At 33.8% G+C, this 16,747-nt stretch carries 11 protein-coding genes and 1 pseudogene; 7 read left to right on the top strand and 5 right to left on the bottom strand.

Annotated elements, in window-relative coordinates; genetic code table 11:
* Window positions 1–29 precede the first annotated feature (29 nt).
* The 4 genes from J5U23_RS08830 (at window position 30) to J5U23_RS08815 (ending at window position 4,221) form a co-directional block, all read left to right on the top strand.
* On the top strand, window positions 30–344 hold the full coding sequence (locus tag J5U23_RS08830) for a hypothetical protein (RefSeq protein WP_218265926.1): 315 nt from the start codon (window positions 30–32) through the stop codon (window positions 342–344).
* Between the two features lie 216 nt (window positions 345–560).
* Window positions 561–1,922 carry an MFS transporter gene (locus J5U23_RS08825; protein WP_218265925.1) on the top strand — a complete coding sequence of 454 codons (1,362 nt, stop codon included), beginning with the start codon at window positions 561–563 and terminating at the stop codon, window positions 1,920–1,922.
* 165 nt (window positions 1,923–2,087) lie between these two features.
* The gene (locus J5U23_RS08820; protein ID WP_244988766.1) at window positions 2,088–2,858 is read left to right on the top strand and encodes a cyclase family protein; all 771 of its coding nucleotides are present in this window, start codon (window positions 2,088–2,090) and stop codon (window positions 2,856–2,858) included.
* Between the two features lie 355 nt (window positions 2,859–3,213).
* Window positions 3,214–4,221 carry a substrate-binding domain-containing protein gene (locus J5U23_RS08815; protein ID WP_218265923.1) on the top strand — a complete coding sequence of 336 codons (1,008 nt, stop codon included), beginning with the start codon at window positions 3,214–3,216 and terminating at the stop codon, window positions 4,219–4,221.
* Here J5U23_RS08815 and J5U23_RS08810 read toward each other — a convergent pair.
* Window positions 4,210–5,373, bottom strand: a complete 1,164-nt coding sequence (locus tag J5U23_RS08810; protein WP_218265922.1) for an amidase — start codon at window positions 5,371–5,373, stop codon at window positions 4,210–4,212. The two genes, J5U23_RS08815 and J5U23_RS08810, sit on opposite strands and share 12 nt — an antisense overlap.
* A gap of 129 nt (window positions 5,374–5,502) precedes the next feature.
* Between J5U23_RS08810 and J5U23_RS08805 the strand changes: the two genes are divergently transcribed.
* On the top strand, window positions 5,503–6,609 hold the full coding sequence (locus J5U23_RS08805; RefSeq protein WP_280638373.1) for an MFS transporter: 1,107 nt from the start codon (window positions 5,503–5,505) through the stop codon (window positions 6,607–6,609).
* Between the two features lie 155 nt (window positions 6,610–6,764).
* Here the strand turns inward: J5U23_RS08805 and J5U23_RS08800 are convergent, their stop codons facing one another.
* The gene (locus tag J5U23_RS08800; protein ID WP_218265920.1) at window positions 6,765–7,523 is read right to left on the bottom strand and encodes an SDR family NAD(P)-dependent oxidoreductase; all 759 of its coding nucleotides are present in this window, start codon (window positions 7,521–7,523) and stop codon (window positions 6,765–6,767) included.
* A 1,442-nt stretch (window positions 7,524–8,965) separates the two neighbouring features.
* Window positions 8,966–9,870, bottom strand: a pseudogene (locus tag J5U23_RS08795) (transposase).
* 106 nt (window positions 9,871–9,976) lie between these two features.
* On the opposite strand from J5U23_RS08795, the gene J5U23_RS08790 reads away from it, so the two are divergent.
* Entirely contained in the window at window positions 9,977–11,050 is a 1,074-nt protein-coding gene (locus J5U23_RS08790; protein WP_218265919.1) for an LLM class flavin-dependent oxidoreductase, read from the top strand.
* Window positions 11,051–11,445: 395 nt separating this feature from the next.
* Here the strand turns inward: J5U23_RS08790 and J5U23_RS08785 are convergent, their stop codons facing one another.
* Both J5U23_RS08785 and J5U23_RS08780 read right to left on the bottom strand, forming a co-directional pair.
* Window positions 11,446–12,492, bottom strand: a complete 1,047-nt coding sequence (locus tag J5U23_RS08785) for an ABC transporter substrate-binding protein (protein WP_218265918.1) — start codon at window positions 12,490–12,492, stop codon at window positions 11,446–11,448.
* A gap of 858 nt (window positions 12,493–13,350) precedes the next feature.
* Window positions 13,351–14,970: a thiamine pyrophosphate-requiring protein gene (locus tag J5U23_RS08780; RefSeq protein ID WP_218265917.1), complete on the bottom strand. Its 1,620-nt coding sequence runs from the start codon at window positions 14,968–14,970 to the stop codon at window positions 13,351–13,353.
* 446 nt (window positions 14,971–15,416) lie between these two features.
* On the opposite strand from J5U23_RS08780, the gene J5U23_RS08775 reads away from it, so the two are divergent.
* Window positions 15,417–16,745: an MFS transporter gene (locus J5U23_RS08775; RefSeq protein ID WP_218265916.1), complete on the top strand. Its 1,329-nt coding sequence runs from the start codon at window positions 15,417–15,419 to the stop codon at window positions 16,743–16,745.
* The last annotated feature ends 2 nt before the right edge of the window (window positions 16,746–16,747 follow it).

The raw sequence follows: 16,747 nt of genomic DNA, 5'->3' as shown, positions 1-16,747 counted from the left end.
AACTAAATTTTAGTGGAGAGATATTGGGAATGAGTTTACTTAGGCGATCTACTAGTCCAAATCCAACATCTTCCTATAATATATTAGACAAAAAGAAGTATAAAAGAAGACCAATGAGTGTAGCTAGAGGATTAATGAAAAGGATCAGAAAGGTGATAAAGAAGAAGCCTAAGGGGTTAAACGAGGCTAAGGTAAGGGGAGTGATATTTGAAGGAGTGAAAGTTAGAGAAATAGTTAAAATATTACAAGCTCATGAGGGTTTTACAGATGGATTAGGGAGTGTGAGGAGAAACGAGAGAATTGTTTATTCTAGAAATAGAGAAACAGAAGGAAGACCAAGGTAGACGAGAGAGATAGGCGTAAAAGAGCTAGAGACGATAAGAGGGGCTTACATAAGAGAGAAGTTCAGCGTGAAGTTATGTAAGAGTTTGACGTATTGGTAGGTTAAGGCTAAAAATTCCTTACATAAAGGCTTATAAGTTCAACAAGAAGGCACAATTTTGAAGTAGCCCACAATACAATTATAAATTTGAGTCACATAAATGTTAAAATAGATGTAAATGACTAACGGGGAGAAAGGTAGTAGTCCCATATCTAGAGAAAATCTAGTAAAGATAGCGGTAGTTGCTGGATTAGGAAATATGATAGATTTTTATGAGTTCTTTATATCAGCGACTGCAGCAGCGATAATATGGCCTATAATATTCTTTGGTCCATTAGTTAGTTCCTCATATTTAGCAACTACGCTTTCAATAATAGCTTTTGGAGTTGGATATATAACTAGACCAGTAGGAGCGTTCATCTTTGGCCATTTAGGAGACACAAGGGGAAGACTGACTTCTCTGACTCTTTCAATTTCGCTCACAGTAATTTCAATATTAGGTGTGGGACTTCTTCCAACATACTCTTCTATAGGTATAACTGCATTAGTCCTACTGTTCGTATTTAGATTGTTATTAGGTATGTCTCTCGGTGGAGAATTTGGTGGAGCATCGGTTTGGGTTATAGAACATGTAGAGGTGCAGGGTAAAACATCAGTGATAGGCAGATATGGTTCCCTCCTTGGTTCACTTCAATCATTGGGTATTGGGGCTGCAGGATTGGCATTTACGCTTTCAAGTCTATACTACCATGGAGCTTCTTTCCTTACATTTGGATGGAGAATTCCATATTTAGCTGGTGTAGTGGTAGCCATAATAGGAGCAATAATAAGATTCAGAATGATGGAGAGTCCAATATTTAAGCAGATAGTTAATAAAGGTAATATAGCGCACATGCCGGCTCTTAAAGTTTTAAAGGGAAAGTTGGGTCTAACCATATTAACTGCGTCATTTATGTATTTCTTTCAATCCTTGATAGGAGTACTTTTTGGAGGTCCTATTCCGCAAGCATTCATCTCGAGGATACATTTAATAAATACTTTTGGACTTTCACCTAGAATTTTTGCACCTACAATGATTGCTATAACGTATTTCTCAGGGGCTTTAATAGGGGCAACAATTGGAGGTATAATAAGTGACCAAATAGGAAGGAAAAAGACTATGTTGATAGCAATTGTACTAACTATAATTTTTTCCTATCCGTATACATTGTTAATGAATTCAGCGAATGGAATTTTAGCCTTAATAGCAACAGAATTAATGGAATTTAGTGGATGGATTGCTGTAGGAGTAACTTTCGTGTGGTTTGCTGAGATGTTTCCGGCAAATTTAAGGTATTCTGGAACTGGTTTAACTGCACAAATTGGGGTCCTAATAAACGGAATTGTGAGTAGCATTATAATACCTATTATTATAACAAATGCGAAAGGGGTAGAATATATTTTCACTGGATCCTTTATTCCAGGGCTAATAGCGTCTATCATTTGCTTAGGACTTCTTTTCCTATTACCTGAAACAAGAGGTAAAAAGTTAGAAATGTAATTTTCTACAGTGATAATGATTTAGTCCTTTATTTTATGGAGGGAAAAGGCTTAATACTACTATGTTTATTATTTAGTAATGTGATGAGTTATGTCCTCAATCCTTGATCATTTCCTTAATATGTTTCAATACGAGAGCACAAGAGTGTCGTTTAAAGTGAAAAGAATGAAAGATTTAATAGCATTAATTCAAAAAGGTGAAATAATAGAATTAGGTAAAACGATAAGGAATGGCACATACTATTTCGGACATGGACCAGTATATATTGGAAAGCACTTATACTACGATGATGCAAAGAGGCGATATAAAGAATTAGATATTCCAGAAGGATCTGGCTTTGCAAATGTTAGATTAAATATGTGCGATCACACTGGTACTCATATAGATGCTTTAAATCACGTCTCTGAGAGGGGTAAACTATTTGGAGGTATAGATATTAAGACTATGAGAGCTGATGTTGACGGATACAAGGATTTAGATATAACCACCATACCGCCTATTTTCACTAGAGGCGTATTCTTTGACGTTTCAGATATTGGATTAGATAGGGAAATTACCGGTGAGGATCTAGAAAAAAGAATGGAAGTTAAAATAGAAAGAGGAGATGCTGCAATAATATACACCGGATTTAGTAAAGATGGTGCAGATGAGGAGCCCGGTATAGGACTGGACGCAGCTAGATGGATTGTTAGTAAGGGATTTGGCCTTGTAGGAAGTGATGCACCTAGAACTGAATATGTTAGAAAAGGTATGAAAACCTACTTACCAGTGCATAGGTATCTAATTGCAGAGAATGGGATACCTATCATAGATAATATGAACCTGGAGAACTTAGCTAAAGCATTAAATAGAAGACAGGAATTCATTCTAGTTCTGTTGCCATTAAAATTAACTGGCGCCACTGCATCTCCCTTAAATCCAATAGCAATTATCTAAATTAACTATTTTTTAATATTAATTTTAATATCATTTACACTTATGCTCTAAAAGATATGTGAAAAAGACCAAATTTGTATAAGGGAGTAGTTAGTATGGAGGTAAGAGGACATAATTACTCAGCGCTAGATGTATGTCTATTTCATGATATCCGTTAAAGCTGCTTTATTGAATTCTTTAACTTTCTCGGATATTAAACTCTAAATTTTTCTTAAATTCAAAATCAAGGGTTGATTTAGAAGTTAATGTTTGCTCGGCTAAAAATTGAAGCAATCCACAAAGCAAGTTCCACATTCCATATACTTAAAATTACTTTTCGTAAAGTTTTTATTCTCAGCAATGATAAGTGAACTTGATGTCCAATCTAACTTTAACTATTGCATGCTGGGGATATGATAAAGTGAAGCCGTTTTTAACTGGAGAAGTTAAAATACAAGGAGTAGACATTAATTTAAAGAAAATATGGGTTCAAGAAATTTTTAGAAGGATGCTAGGTAATAAAGAATTTGATGCTTCAGAGATGTCTTTTTCGGCATATATTAATACTTTATTTACTAAAGATAAACCATTTATTGGAATACCAGTATTTCTTTCAAGAAAATTCAGACTAGGTTATGTTTTTATAAATAGAGAATCGAGTATAAGGAGTCCTGAAGATTTAAAGGGGAAGAGGGTAGGAATACCGGAGTTTAGACACACTGCATCAGTGTGGATTAGAGGAATTTTAGAGGAAAAGTATGGAGTACCAGTAGAATCAGTGACCTACGTTTTAGGCCCTATGGAGAGAGAAAAATCTCTCAATAAATATTACATTTACGTTCCACAACTAGACTCCACTGAGCTCTATAGGAATGATATAAAGATAGTTAGAGCACCCGAAGGTAAAGTGTTATCTGAAATGTTAGCTGAAAAGGAGATAGATGCCTTATATCATGCTCAAATTCCCACTACTTACTATACTACGGATAAAGTTAAGAGGCTTTTTGATAATTATATAGAAGAGGATTTAAAATATTTTAAGGAGGAAGGTATATTTCCCATTATGCACCTTTTAGTTATCAGAAGAGATATATATGAGAAAAATAAATGGATAGCCAAAGCCCTCTATGACGCTTTTCTTAAGGCAAAGGAAATAGCTTATGAGGAATTAAGAGTGACTGGAGTTAACACTTATATGCATCCATGGTTAGAATATGAAATGGAGAAGATAACTAAGTTAATGGGTCAAGACTACTGGCCATATGGGGTGAAAGCTAATAGAAAGACAATAGAGAAATTCATTTACTATATGTATAAACAAGGGCTGATACCAGATAAGTTAGGAGTTGAGGAAATTTTCGCTCCAGAAACACTAGACACCTAAAGATGATACAAAATCTAATAGATATTCGTCAAACCCTATATTTGCTATAAATTGGGCACCTACAAATTTATTTATTGGAACTGAAATTGCAGGTACTTTTAAGAAATTAAATGGAGCTACATTTCTTATTAGTATTTTACTATAGTTTATTTCATTATTTATGACATCTTTTATCTTAGGAGGATATATTGGAACCGTAGGACAAACTAGGAGATCATATCTATTAAAAGTCTTAATGAACTCCTTTATCATCTTTTCTCTGATTTTAATTGTATTTACATAATCCAATACTCTTACTTTAAACCCTTGTTTTATTAATGACAGAACGTCTGGAGAGTAGTCTTGTTCATGTAGTCTAAGAAAACGGCGATGATAAGAAGCAGTCTCAACTCTAAATACATCGAGATATTTTGAAATGGATAATACTATAGGTAATTCTACTTCTTCTATATCATAATCGTTCAATTTATATATAAACCTCATGAAATCGTTTCTACTCTCACAGTCGACGGTAAGCTCATTTATTATACCTATTCTCTTAACTTTCTTCTTTTTCTCTCTAATGCTTAAATTAATAAGAGTATTAGGATCTTTATTATCATGCCCTTTTAATATCCTATATATATAGATCAATTTGGTAATGTTTTTGCTTAAAATACCAACATGATCCAAGCTCCAGCTATTTGGAATAATACCATGTGTGGATATTCTCCCAAAAGTAGGCTTAAACCCATAAACGCCGCAGAAGGCAGCTGGTATCCTTACTGACCCTCTAGTATCTGTCCCTATTGCAACATCAGCATCATCTACAGCTACTGATACTGCAGAACCTCCACTTGAACCACCAGTTATTAATTCTGGATCATTTGGATTTTTAGTTATTCCAAACGCACTAGAGGTATTAGTTCCGCCTATCGCAAATTCGTGCATATTTGTTTTCGCTATAATTTTCGCCTTAATTTTCTTTAGTTTTGCTACAATTGTAGCATCATAACTGGGTATAAAATTATAAAGTATTTTTGATGCAGCAGTAGTTCTAACACCCTTAGTATATATATTATCCTTTATAGCCACCTTTAGCACTTCGTCATTATCATTACTATTAATCACAGTTATATAGGCATTAAATTCTAAGCCTTTTAACTGAGACATTTTTATAACTTTTTAGAAAGTTAAGTTTTTAAACTTATCCATTAACGACATTATAGAACGCAACTCAAATTAAAAAAATGGCTTAATCTCTCTCTCGTATCGGCAGCTCATGCAGAGACTCACTTACAAGTGGGTGCTTATTCCTTAGTGTATCCATATGTCATAAATTATTTTAGTATTACCTATACTGAATTGGGATTATTATTAGGAGCTGTAAATTTGATAAATGGTGTTCTACAAGGAGTTTATGGTCTTTTATCTAATTATATTAAGAGAAAGTATCTATGCGGTGGGGGAAATATATTAGTAGGATTAACCATGATTGGGTCAGCCCTGTCCAATTCTTTCCCACTCTTTTCGCTCTTTAGGCTATTTGGCGCAGTAGGTTCTAGTCCCCAACACCCTACTGCTTCATCTCTAATATCAGATTGGTTTGAAAGAAGAGACAGAGGAAAGGCGTTGACAATCCACACAGCCGGTGGTAATATTGGCACCTTAATAGCTCCTATAATAGTAGGATTCTTAATAGCGATTTTAGGTTGGAGAAGTGTTCTACTTCTTTTAGGTGTTCCAGGTTTAATATTTGGGATACTAGTAATGTTACTTGTAGAAGATAGGAGATCTCTTATATTTGAGCAAAAGAAGAGTGGAGCTAAGTCCTATGTTCAAGTACTTAAAGATAAAAATATACTTAAACTATATGTGGCACGATCTATAATAGCTGGAGGTAGGGGACTAGGTGTTGCTTTAACGTTTATACCTCTTTATCTGATTAACTATTTACACTTTTCATCGACAATAGTAGGTGGTCTTTATACAATATTAGCGGCAGGAAGTGTAATCTCTCCAGTACTAGGTGCTCATGTCTCTGATATTTTGGAAAATAGAAAATATGTGATAATACCTTCACTTTTAATGTCCGCAACTGCAACGATAATTCTTATACTAGCTGGACGTAACATTTTATGGATTATTGTGTCAATGCTCATAATTGGTATGTTCTTATTTAATGAAGATCCGCTATCTCAAGCTTTACTTTCTGATGTAATTAAAGATGAACGCAGAGATAGTGCTTTCAGTTTATATTATATGATAAATTATACATCTGGTGCAGCATGGAGTGCTATATTAGGTTTAATATTGTCATTCTGGGGATTTAGAGCACTCTTTGAAACAATGCTATTCTCATATTTTATAGGTGCGCTAATAATCTCATCAGTAAAGGAACGAAACTAGTCTCCTTATATTACTTAAAAATAATTTTATTATATGAGTTTCATAGTTTTTTGTACTACTCATATATCTGGATAATGGTATTAAATGTATTTAATACAAAAATTTCATATACTTCTATATGGGACTTCTTCTTTTTAAAAGTTTAAACCAACTTGTTATGAAAATACACTACCACCATCGACTATAATTGTTTGTCCACTTATGAAATCACTATCGTCGGAGGCTAAGAATATTAATGTTCCCACTAAATCTTCTGGCTTCTGATCTCTTTTAATTGATCGCAACTGTTTACGGTTTTCCAAATAATCTGCTGGATTTAGTTTTAGTGTAGCCTTAGTTAATGTTAATCCTGGAGCTATAGCATTTACGTTAATGTTATAGTCTCCCATTTCTCTTGCCAACGCCCTAGTTAACCCTATTACAGCAGCCTTTGAGGCAATATAATGAGCTAGTCCAAAAGCACCTGAATGTACAGTAGTTGAGGCAATATTTATTATTTTACCTTTTCCTATTTTTCTCATATACGGAAAAGTAGCCTTTGAACATAACCAAACTCCTATCACATTTACTCGTAGTACCTTCTCGAATTCCTGTAATGAAATCTCATAAAATGGTTTCTTCTTCTCTAGCATACCATATACTGCTGCATTATTAACTAAGATATCTATCCTTCCAAATTCATTATATACCCTCTTAGCCATATCGTTAACTTGCTCCTCGTTAGTTATATCAACCTTAAACATAATTACTTTTCCACCCATTGATTTTATAGTTTCGGCAGTGTCTCTCATGCCATCTATATCAATATCAACTAGTACGATACTTGCACCTTCCTTGGCTAACGCTAAAGAAAAAGTCTTACCTATATCACCCGACGCACCAGTAATTATCGCTACCTTATCTTTAAGTTTCATTATTAACATAGTTGCACTACAAGAACTTAACGTTATCTCTCCCAAATCCCCTCAGAAACTTGCAAAATAGCACCTATCAATAATGACAACAAGCAGAGGATAAGACCATAGTGTCATTATTAACCTATAAATTCAAGGATCTGCGCTTTGTCCAACAAGACTAGGGCAATGGAATATTTGATTATGTCCTACCACCTGTAACAGAAAAATAAATAGGTTAACGACGATACTATGACCGTGTCCTATATTATCTTTATTTTGTACAAAATTTTTATAAAATAGTAAAATAACATTATTTTTAAGAGAATACAGATAAAAAACTAAATGCAATTACAATCCTTATTCTCAATAGCATCTTTCCTTCATATCTATCGGACTTAGGCTTCTATGAAGAACATCTTGATCAAAGGTGTTTGTAGTGCCATAATTCCAATTGAGGGTAGGCACCACATGCTAGGCCTCTAACAAGCTTGAATTTGCAACCGTAGAAGTGGTGTTAATATTAGGGAAGGTAAGGCTTCTTCTACAACTTTAAGGGGAGTGGTCATAGAGGTATTCTTCCTTAACCTCTATCGTGATCTTGAAATTCTCTCAGCGAGGATTAGGACGAAGGTACTTGTTAATTAACGAGGCTTACTTACTTGTTTAGCTGCGATTATGGCAAATTTTATTATAAAACTGTACAATTATCTGTATTATATCTTATTAATATATATTATATCATTTGTTATAATTGAATATAATGTATAATCGTATAATATGGAATATTATAATGATGATAATTTTTCAATTTTACTCAAATTCTGACAATATCACGTGAGTTGAAAGGACTTACGTGGCAATCTTAGTTGGTACTATGCTTGGAATTTGGCTGAAAGATTTATTGCTAAACGCCTATCATTGTAAAGTCCGTAAAGTACTACTTAGTAACAGGGTAAAAGTATATCTCTTTTTAAGTACATTTTTCACAATATCTTAAAAAATATATAAATTCTAAATGTAATATAAAAGTAATTGATGTAAGGTTTAATCCTCTATTGTGATTTTTAAATCACAGTTTATCTTACTATATATAAATATTTCTAGTTCAATTAAATATATATTCTATACCATAATGATTGAAGAAACAAAATTTTTCACATATATATGTAATCAATTAATAAAAACACAATGATAGATTTATGCAAAACTAAATCATACTGTAGTCATTAAGCTATATGTTCTCTTCCTAATATTCCAAACGTATATGTGGAGTATCAATTTTAGTACCTTCTCTTTATAAAGATCTGCTAACTTAATTAATTTGTAGCTCAGTTACGACACCATGTCCACTCTCAATAAAAGTTTCATACTTTCAATGTATGAGATTATTTGCGACCTAATTCAATTTTTTATCATAAGAATGATATAGTATAAAATATGGTTTTCCCGACAAGCAGTATTTATTTCAACATTCTTCTCGAGCTCACCACTCTAATACTAGGAGCCCTACTAACTACAGAATTCGCTAAGTGAACCATTCGTGCATAAGCCCAGAACTTAGCCTCAATTATTTGATTTACAAAGCTGGTAGCCCTAATCAATTCCCTAAAATCACGCTTTATAGCAGAGAACAAGGACTCTATTTGTCACCTAACACCGTAGTCCTTTTCCTCCCTACAACGATCATAAACCCAACTTTCTAAACTCCCGTACAGCCTTCTGCCTAGAAGGATGACCACGCTTAGTAGAAGCGTTCTTGTAACGAGGAACTACAACCTCAATATCGGTCTTGTAAACGTCATTGGCGTAATATGCCTTATCTCTATAAAAACTTCTTACCCTTATCTTGGAGATCCTTAATTGCTTTCACGGCACTATCAACTTCGTTATTAATAACCTCAACACTGACAATCTTAAGCTCTTCCTTCTCCATTACAATCTAGATCTTGAGCAATTTGGATCCTAGTTTTCCCCACTTTGCGACAATGTATTGTCCTCCCTATTTGCGCTTATGCTTGTTGCATCTGTAATCACTTCAAGCTCGTCAGTTACATCTGGGAGATTATGTTCATGTCTTTCACCCTCCTCCATATCGTAGAATAATCAAGGCTTGTGGGGACTATCTTCAACTGCTCTAAAGCCCTCAATACTCCTTCTATTGCTCTGTAAGGTAGGAAGAAGTGTAAGAATGTTAGGAAATCGTTGAACTCCTTTGGTGTCTTGTACTTAGTCTTGGCATATTTATTCTCCTCAGCTAATAAATCCCATCAGGGGTCAAATACTTAGAAGGAGAACATCAACCTGTAGCTAGTTATAACGTTCTCGTCGTATTTACTCAATCCCTCTTATACTTCCTCTTTCCTATAGGTAACACTTTACATAATTAGTTATAAATTTTTGTATAATTTTGGAGCAGACCACAAAGCGTACATTAGAAAATACTTAAATACAACTCGATTAAAAAATATTATATGCATATCAATTTTGGTGTGTTCACGCACCCTATACTTCCTCAAGATCTAAATAGCCTTAACTTTGTAACATATTATAAAGATCAGATAAAATTAGTTGAAGAAGCCGAAAAATTAGGTTACGAGTATTTTTTCTTTGCAGAGCATCATTTTTCTAGGTTAGGTGGTAATACATCTCAAGGAGTACTCCTTTCAGCTGTTTGTCAACATACATCTAAGATAAGGATAGGTTCTCTAGCCTATGTTGTTCCTATTAGAAATCCCCTTCATTTAGCTGAGGAGTTGGCATTGTTAGATAACTTATGTGAGGGTAGGCTTGATGTCGGTTTGACTGGTGGCATTAGTGAGCTTGAACTCAAGGAAGTTGGATTAGACCCTAAAATAGCAAAAGTAATGAGTAGGGAAGCTACTACAGTTCTACTTGAGTTTTTAAAGGTGACATCCCAAGGTAAGAAATTTTCGTTCAAAGGGGACTATTATAAATTTGAGGATGTAGAAAGATTAATACCTTACGTTCAGAAACCTTATCCTCCAATTTGGATACCCACTAGAACTATACCAACTACTATATGGGCAGCTCAGAATGGTTTAAACTTAGTTACGGGTATAGATAGAGATGAAATAGTAAGAGAGCGAATAGAAGCTTATAGAAATAATTTTAATGGTAATGGTAATCCTAAGTTGGCAATCGAAAAATATGTCTATATTAGTAACAGTGAAGAGAAATTAAGAAAGTTCTTACCAATAATGCTTAGAGAGTTAAAGGGAGCGTTTTTAGATTTACAAGCAAGGAAGACCGTGAAGAATTACGAAATAGGAGAAACAAGAAAAGCAGAGGGATTTATTCCACCAGAATTTTATAAATACGATGATGTAGAGTATATGTTAGATACAAATCGTTTATTGGCGGGTAAACCTAGGGATGTAGCAGATAAAGTAAAAAAGATTCTAGAACATACCAATGCTAATACATTTTTAGTACATATTGATTGGATAACTATAAGTTATGAAGATAATATAGAAAACTTAGAATTATTTGCAAATGAGATAATCCCAGAAATACAAAGGAAATAATTTATCTAGCGGGACGATTATCACTCCTTCGATCAATTTATGAAATATAAAGTTAAAATGTTAGTAGCGTAAACTATACTCCAGAGAGGCACTATATGCTAATAGATATGAGCTTGTAACCGTAGGAGGAGAGTGTCCCATGTGTAAATAATTGAATAAATATGTTTTCATATCTATATATAATTATTCAAAATAAGACGTAAATTTTTGAGAAATTTTGAATCTTCTCTTCGTGTTAAAAACTTGCGCAATACTTAAAGGGAAAGATATAAGATGTATGACACTCATTCAAATACTCTTCTATATTTCTTATTGGTAGAAGTTATATTCGATTCTCACTTACTAAAAAATATTTTTATAGTATTTTTTTATTATTTAGAATTTAAAAAATCTTTCTATGAGATCACTTTTACAAACTCATTAGTATAAGTATCATTGACTGTTAGTGTGCTGTTCGTTATCACACCTATCTCCCTATAAGTATTTATTAATATTTGCAGAGCTGTAACATTGATTGCTCCATTAGTAGAATAGGTATAGTTATGAAATAGAACCACAGCACCATTTGAGCCTATAATCCTTCCATAATAGCTTGCTAGGAAATTTATAGTTTGATTATTTACATTAGCCTCATAGATATCGTTTGCCTTAAGTAGGCCCATTATTACTGCTTTTATAGCATCTGGATGTTGCTCCAAAAAACTTCTGGTAGTCACTACTGAATATGCAGGCCATTTTAAGCTAAAACTATATACTACTTTTAACGTTCCATTCTGAATCAACTTATATGCATCAAACGGATTCACATTTGCAAATGTTGCCTTATCACTTATTAATGCTGCTATTTGACCTTGAAAAGATCCTACATATTCAAAATTAAAGTGTAAATTATACTTATATTCCAAATATTCATCAGTTATTGTGGGTAAGATCCCTGGTGATGGTTCTGCATCATCGGTGTTATTTAACTGATATAGGTTGTTTATGGGTGTCGGAGCTTTAACTACCAAATCTCTTGCTGCTGGAGTGATCCTATACGTGGCTACTATTACAAGAGGGGCTCCTCTAGAAATAGCAACTATAATTGAATCAGTGCTAATAATACCTACTTGTATTGTTCCACTTTCCAATCCTTGTATGACTAATGTAGCAGTGGAAAAGTCTTGGGTCTTTATATTAGGATCATATTCTTTAAGTGTAGATAGAAGTTGAGATTCCGTAAAGGCCCATGCTGATATGTCTGGGTCATTACCTTGTAAGGCTCCAATAGTAACTGGTGTTGTTGATATGGGTACAATACTAGACTGTGTTGTCTTTATTGACGAACTTGACGAATGATAAAAAACCAGCGTTCCACCTATCCAAGCTATAATTACTACTACTATTATCAATACTATTACCGTAATTTTACTTATACCTAATTTTACTCTTTTTCTGCTCATGTTATCACTATTAAAAATATAAAATATATAATTAACTAATAAACCTAACTGCCTTCAATTATACGTATAGACTCTTTGGGAGTTATTATGTGCTCATCTTGCTTTAGATATTGTCCTTATGCCCATCATGCTCTTTCAAGATTCTTTTCTTCTGTTCTCTGCTCATTCTATGTTGAGTTAATACAGCATTTCTCCACATGTTTTTCCCTTTTTGATAATCAGTTCTTGTTCACGTTGAATGATGAGCATTTGTATCTTTCTTCTTATCCCTAATTTTTCGTGTATAGTGTTGATGATAGTATTGCTGTTTTCGTGATCTGTACTCCTAAGACAATACTATTGTAAATGCAAGTTCTTTTATTCTGTATTTTCTTGAATTAAGATTTAAATTTCTTATAATCAGAAGTATTAATTGTCCAAGGGTTACGAGGTTCATCTAGCTAACCCTCATATAAGTCTCGTAATCCTTGCACATAAATTTTCTCAAGAAACATCTTGAGCGTTCTAATGCAATTTATCCCTAGATAGAGGTGGTTATTTGAGAAAATCTCTTATCAAATATAATTTTGTTATTGATTATCGAATAAGATGACTGTTCGAGAACACCCTCACTTGTTAGTCTTACAAGATCAACTCACGACTTTATTAAAAATAAAATCCTATCAGCAATTGTATGATTTTAACAGCTTAAATATTTTCATCAATCTTGCTGTCATGCCCAAAAGTTATTTTAATAAATCCCAATTCCGTATTTTATATCCTTGGTTAAAAACTTCTCCGATACTATCAAATCTCCAGTGATATCTAAGGGAAAATCGTATAATTACCCATTTCAACTACTCTCCGCATTGTTAATGTCTATGCCTTAGCTCTTTCTACAATTGCTTGTATTATTGCTGGTTTACCTTGTTTAATGTAATTTATCGCTTCAAGTAGGGTTTCACGAACTTCCTCTGTTCTCTCTATTAGCTTAAAGTACCCTCCATATCCTATTACTCCTTGACCTATATTATACCTTCTAAAAGTTGTTGCAGGGAAAACACCCTTAGCTACTGCCACACCATCTGGATAAACCTCTTTTACGGCATTTTCAGTAGCTAACCATCCACCATTATCATAAATAATGGTTAGTAATGGGTACTTAACAGCTAAATAATAGAACGCTTCTGGAACGCCGAAGATAAATTGACCATCTCCTACTATAGCAATAACTAGCCTATCGGTTAGCGATCTAATTCCTACTGAGGCACCTAAACCCCAACCTAAATAACCTGCTGAAGGTTCTCCTAAGTAACTACCAAATTCCGTTAATTCAGCATATTTAGGATTGAAAACGTATTCATTAACAATTATAGCACTTTCCTCCTTTGCTACTTTTCCTATCTCATATGATAAGTATCTAGGATGAATTTTTCTGCTCTTGCTTAGTCTCTCAATCTCTTCTATTTTTTCCTTAACTTGTCTTTCTCTTTCCTCAACTACCCAATGGTCATCTTTTGGGTTAAGTGAATTAACTAATCTATCAAAGAATTCCGAGACAGTTGATTGTATACATAGATCACATTGGAAGCCATAAAATGGAATGTTCCTATATGAGGGATCAGTATCGACTCTTATGACCTTACCCTTAATTTCTTGCTTTTTTGGAATCCAAGGCACATCATTTTCAACTACAATTAATAAATCTGATTGCGATAAATCTAGACTATCCAGAGCCATTTTGCCGTTTGAAGGGTAATTTACATATCCCCCTATATAATTAATTACTGGTATTTTAATTGTATCAGCAAATTTAACTAAGGATTTAAACCAATCCCTTCTCTTACCCGCATTCCATGTTATAATTACCGGTCTTTCTGCTTCTTCAATCATCTTTTTTGCTTTCTCTAGATGTGCAGTTGGTGCTGCAGGTTCAAAGGGTTCCATTTTAATATGCCTATATTCCGTTTCTTCTACTGTAACTTCCCTGGGGAAAACTATATATACGGGACCTTTAGGTTCGCTAAGGGCAATTTGAATGGCCCTTGAAACTGTTTCTGGAATCTGCTCAACTCTTTTAATTTCAAACGCATACTTAACCCATGGTTTAACTATTTCAGTTTGGTTTTCAATCTCTTGAGGCCAATGAATTCTTACATTTCTACTGGCCCTACTCCCTTTTTCAGTATATGGACTTCTACCCGCCAAAACTATTAACGGTAGTCGCATAGTAAATGCGTCCATTAAAATCCCTATAACATTTGCTGTTCCAGGTGTTGTATGGACTAAAACAGCTCCGATTTTACCTAAAAACGACTGTCCTAATGCAGCAGACGCAGCAACTATTTCATGCGGAACTTCCTCTAAATCTGGCAAATCGTAAGGATCCTTCACCTTTTCCTCTATTAATGCTGCATGATCAGTGCCACCAACTATAAATATTTTTTCAACACCCAAATCCTTTAATAGTTTTAAGAGAAGTCTGGCACCAGTTGGCATAAGAGTCTATTATTAATATAGATATATAAATTTAGTGTTGTATATAATGAATAATAATAGTAAACTAAATTAGTATAAGAGAGAATTTTAAAATTAGCAATTAACTTATAAGAGATTTTTATATTCCTGCCTTAAAGATGATGTTCAAAAATTCCTTTTGAACCTCTAATTTATAAAAATATTATTAATCATAATAGGAAAGGAATCTTATAAAATTTATATTTAATAATTTATTACTATTATATTCTAGCATAGTAGGCTCCAGTGCTAAAGCTAACACAAAATCGATTTAAACTAAGTTAAAGAATATTATCGTCATTGCTATTGCTATTTCTTATCCTATTTAACTTTTGTGTGAAAGTTTCTATGATAACTTCATGTTATTTTGTGTTAATTATTAAATTAAACTTTAAATACTTGATAATGTTATATTATCTCGTGATAAAATGCCAAACTATAATGTAATTAAGACGTCGATTGCAGGAGTAGTAGGGACTATGGTAGAATTTTATGATTTCTTCCTAGCCGGAGCAACAGCAATCACAATATGGCCAAGTTTATTCTTTCCCTCTACCGTGCCTTCATTAGCTTTAGCATTATCGATAACCGCTTATGCTATTTCGTATATAGGAAGGCCATTGGGTGCACTGATATTTGGTCATTTCGGTGATTCTTTAGGAAGGTTATCTGCCTTAATATGGACTTTACTCATTGCAAGTATTGGTACAATTGGAATAGCATTAGTACCTCCCTATGCATCTATCGGAGTTATAGCACCGGCATTAATTATTTTGTTTAGAATTCTTTTTGGGATCGGAATTGGTGGAGAATTAGGAGGAGCTGCAACATGGATCTCTGAAATTGGAAATCAATCTAAATTACGTGCGTTGTGGAGTGGCGGATTTGTACAGTTTGGAGGGTCAGTAGGAATAGCACTGGCTACTGGGCTATTCACATTAACGGCTGACTTACTACCTCTTGGGGCCCTTATTAATTGGGGATGGAGACTTCTATTTGGAATAGGTGCTGTTATGCTTATCCTTGGAGCAATAATGAGGTATAGATTAAATGAAAGTCCTATTTTCTTGCAGGAGAAAGATAAAGTAAAACAAAGAAGAGAATCGCCTGCAATCTACGCTCTAAGGAAGAAATGGAAGACAATTTTGTTTCTAGCTCTAATCGCTATGTACACTCCCATCACGTTAGCGGGAGTAATTCAGTCCTTTCTACCTAGCTATTTTAGAGCTCTAGAACTTCAACACGGAGTTCACATATCACCCTCTCTTATTACTGAAATAATATTAGTTGGATCAGTTACTGGAGGAACAATAGGTCCTATATTAGGTGGAGTACTGTCAAGTATCATTGGGAGGAAAAAAACAATCATGATAGCAACATTAGGTAGTGCCATTCTATTATATTTAGCATTTCTAGTCTATTCTAGTAGAGTAATACCTGCAATAATGGCAATAGAAGGTATAGTTTATTTAATAGCACTAATAGGAAACGCAGCATTAACTAACCTATTTGTAGAATACTTTCCAACAGAAATAAGATACTCTGCGTCAAGTTTAGTATATCAGATAGGTAATGGCATATATGGGGGTGTTACTATATCCTTCATCTACACATCTTTAATTGCCTCATTAGGAGGAATCATAAATTCGATAGAAATAATAGTTCTTGCTACTATTGGGGTATCATTAATATCATTTATAGCTACATTACTTTCTAGAGAAACGAAAAATGCGGACTTAGCGAAGATATCCACATAATT

This window comes from Saccharolobus shibatae B12, from assembly GCF_019175345.1.
Lineage (GTDB): Archaea > Thermoproteota > Thermoprotei_A > Sulfolobales > Sulfolobaceae > Saccharolobus > Saccharolobus shibatae.
The sequence above is the reverse complement of the archived record's forward strand: the minus strand, read 5'-3'. Positions and strand labels throughout refer to the sequence as shown.

Excerpts from the sequence above, each read along its gene's own strand:
- J5U23_RS08830 (WP_218265926.1), top strand. The coding sequence starts at position 30 with ATGAGTTTACTTAGGCGATCTACTAGTCCAAATCCAACATCTTCCTAT.
- J5U23_RS08825 (WP_218265925.1), top strand. The coding sequence starts at position 561 with ATGACTAACGGGGAGAAAGGTAGTAGTCCCATATCTAGAGAAAATCTA.
- J5U23_RS08820 (WP_244988766.1), top strand. The coding sequence starts at position 2,088 with ATGAAAGATTTAATAGCATTAATTCAAAAAGGTGAAATAATAGAATTA.
- J5U23_RS08815 (WP_218265923.1), top strand. The coding sequence starts at position 3,214 with ATGTCCAATCTAACTTTAACTATTGCATGCTGGGGATATGATAAAGTG.
- J5U23_RS08810 (WP_218265922.1), bottom strand. The coding sequence starts at position 5,373 with ATGTCTCAGTTAAAAGGCTTAGAATTTAATGCCTATATAACTGTGATT.
- J5U23_RS08800 (WP_218265920.1), bottom strand. The coding sequence starts at position 7,523 with ATGAAACTTAAAGATAAGGTAGCGATAATTACTGGTGCGTCGGGTGAT.
- J5U23_RS08790 (WP_218265919.1), top strand. The coding sequence starts at position 9,977 with ATGCATATCAATTTTGGTGTGTTCACGCACCCTATACTTCCTCAAGAT.
- J5U23_RS08785 (WP_218265918.1), bottom strand. The coding sequence starts at position 12,492 with ATGAGCAGAAAAAGAGTAAAATTAGGTATAAGTAAAATTACGGTAATA.
- J5U23_RS08780 (WP_218265917.1), bottom strand. The coding sequence starts at position 14,970 with ATGCCAACTGGTGCCAGACTTCTCTTAAAACTATTAAAGGATTTGGGT.
- J5U23_RS08775 (WP_218265916.1), top strand. The coding sequence starts at position 15,417 with ATGCCAAACTATAATGTAATTAAGACGTCGATTGCAGGAGTAGTAGGG.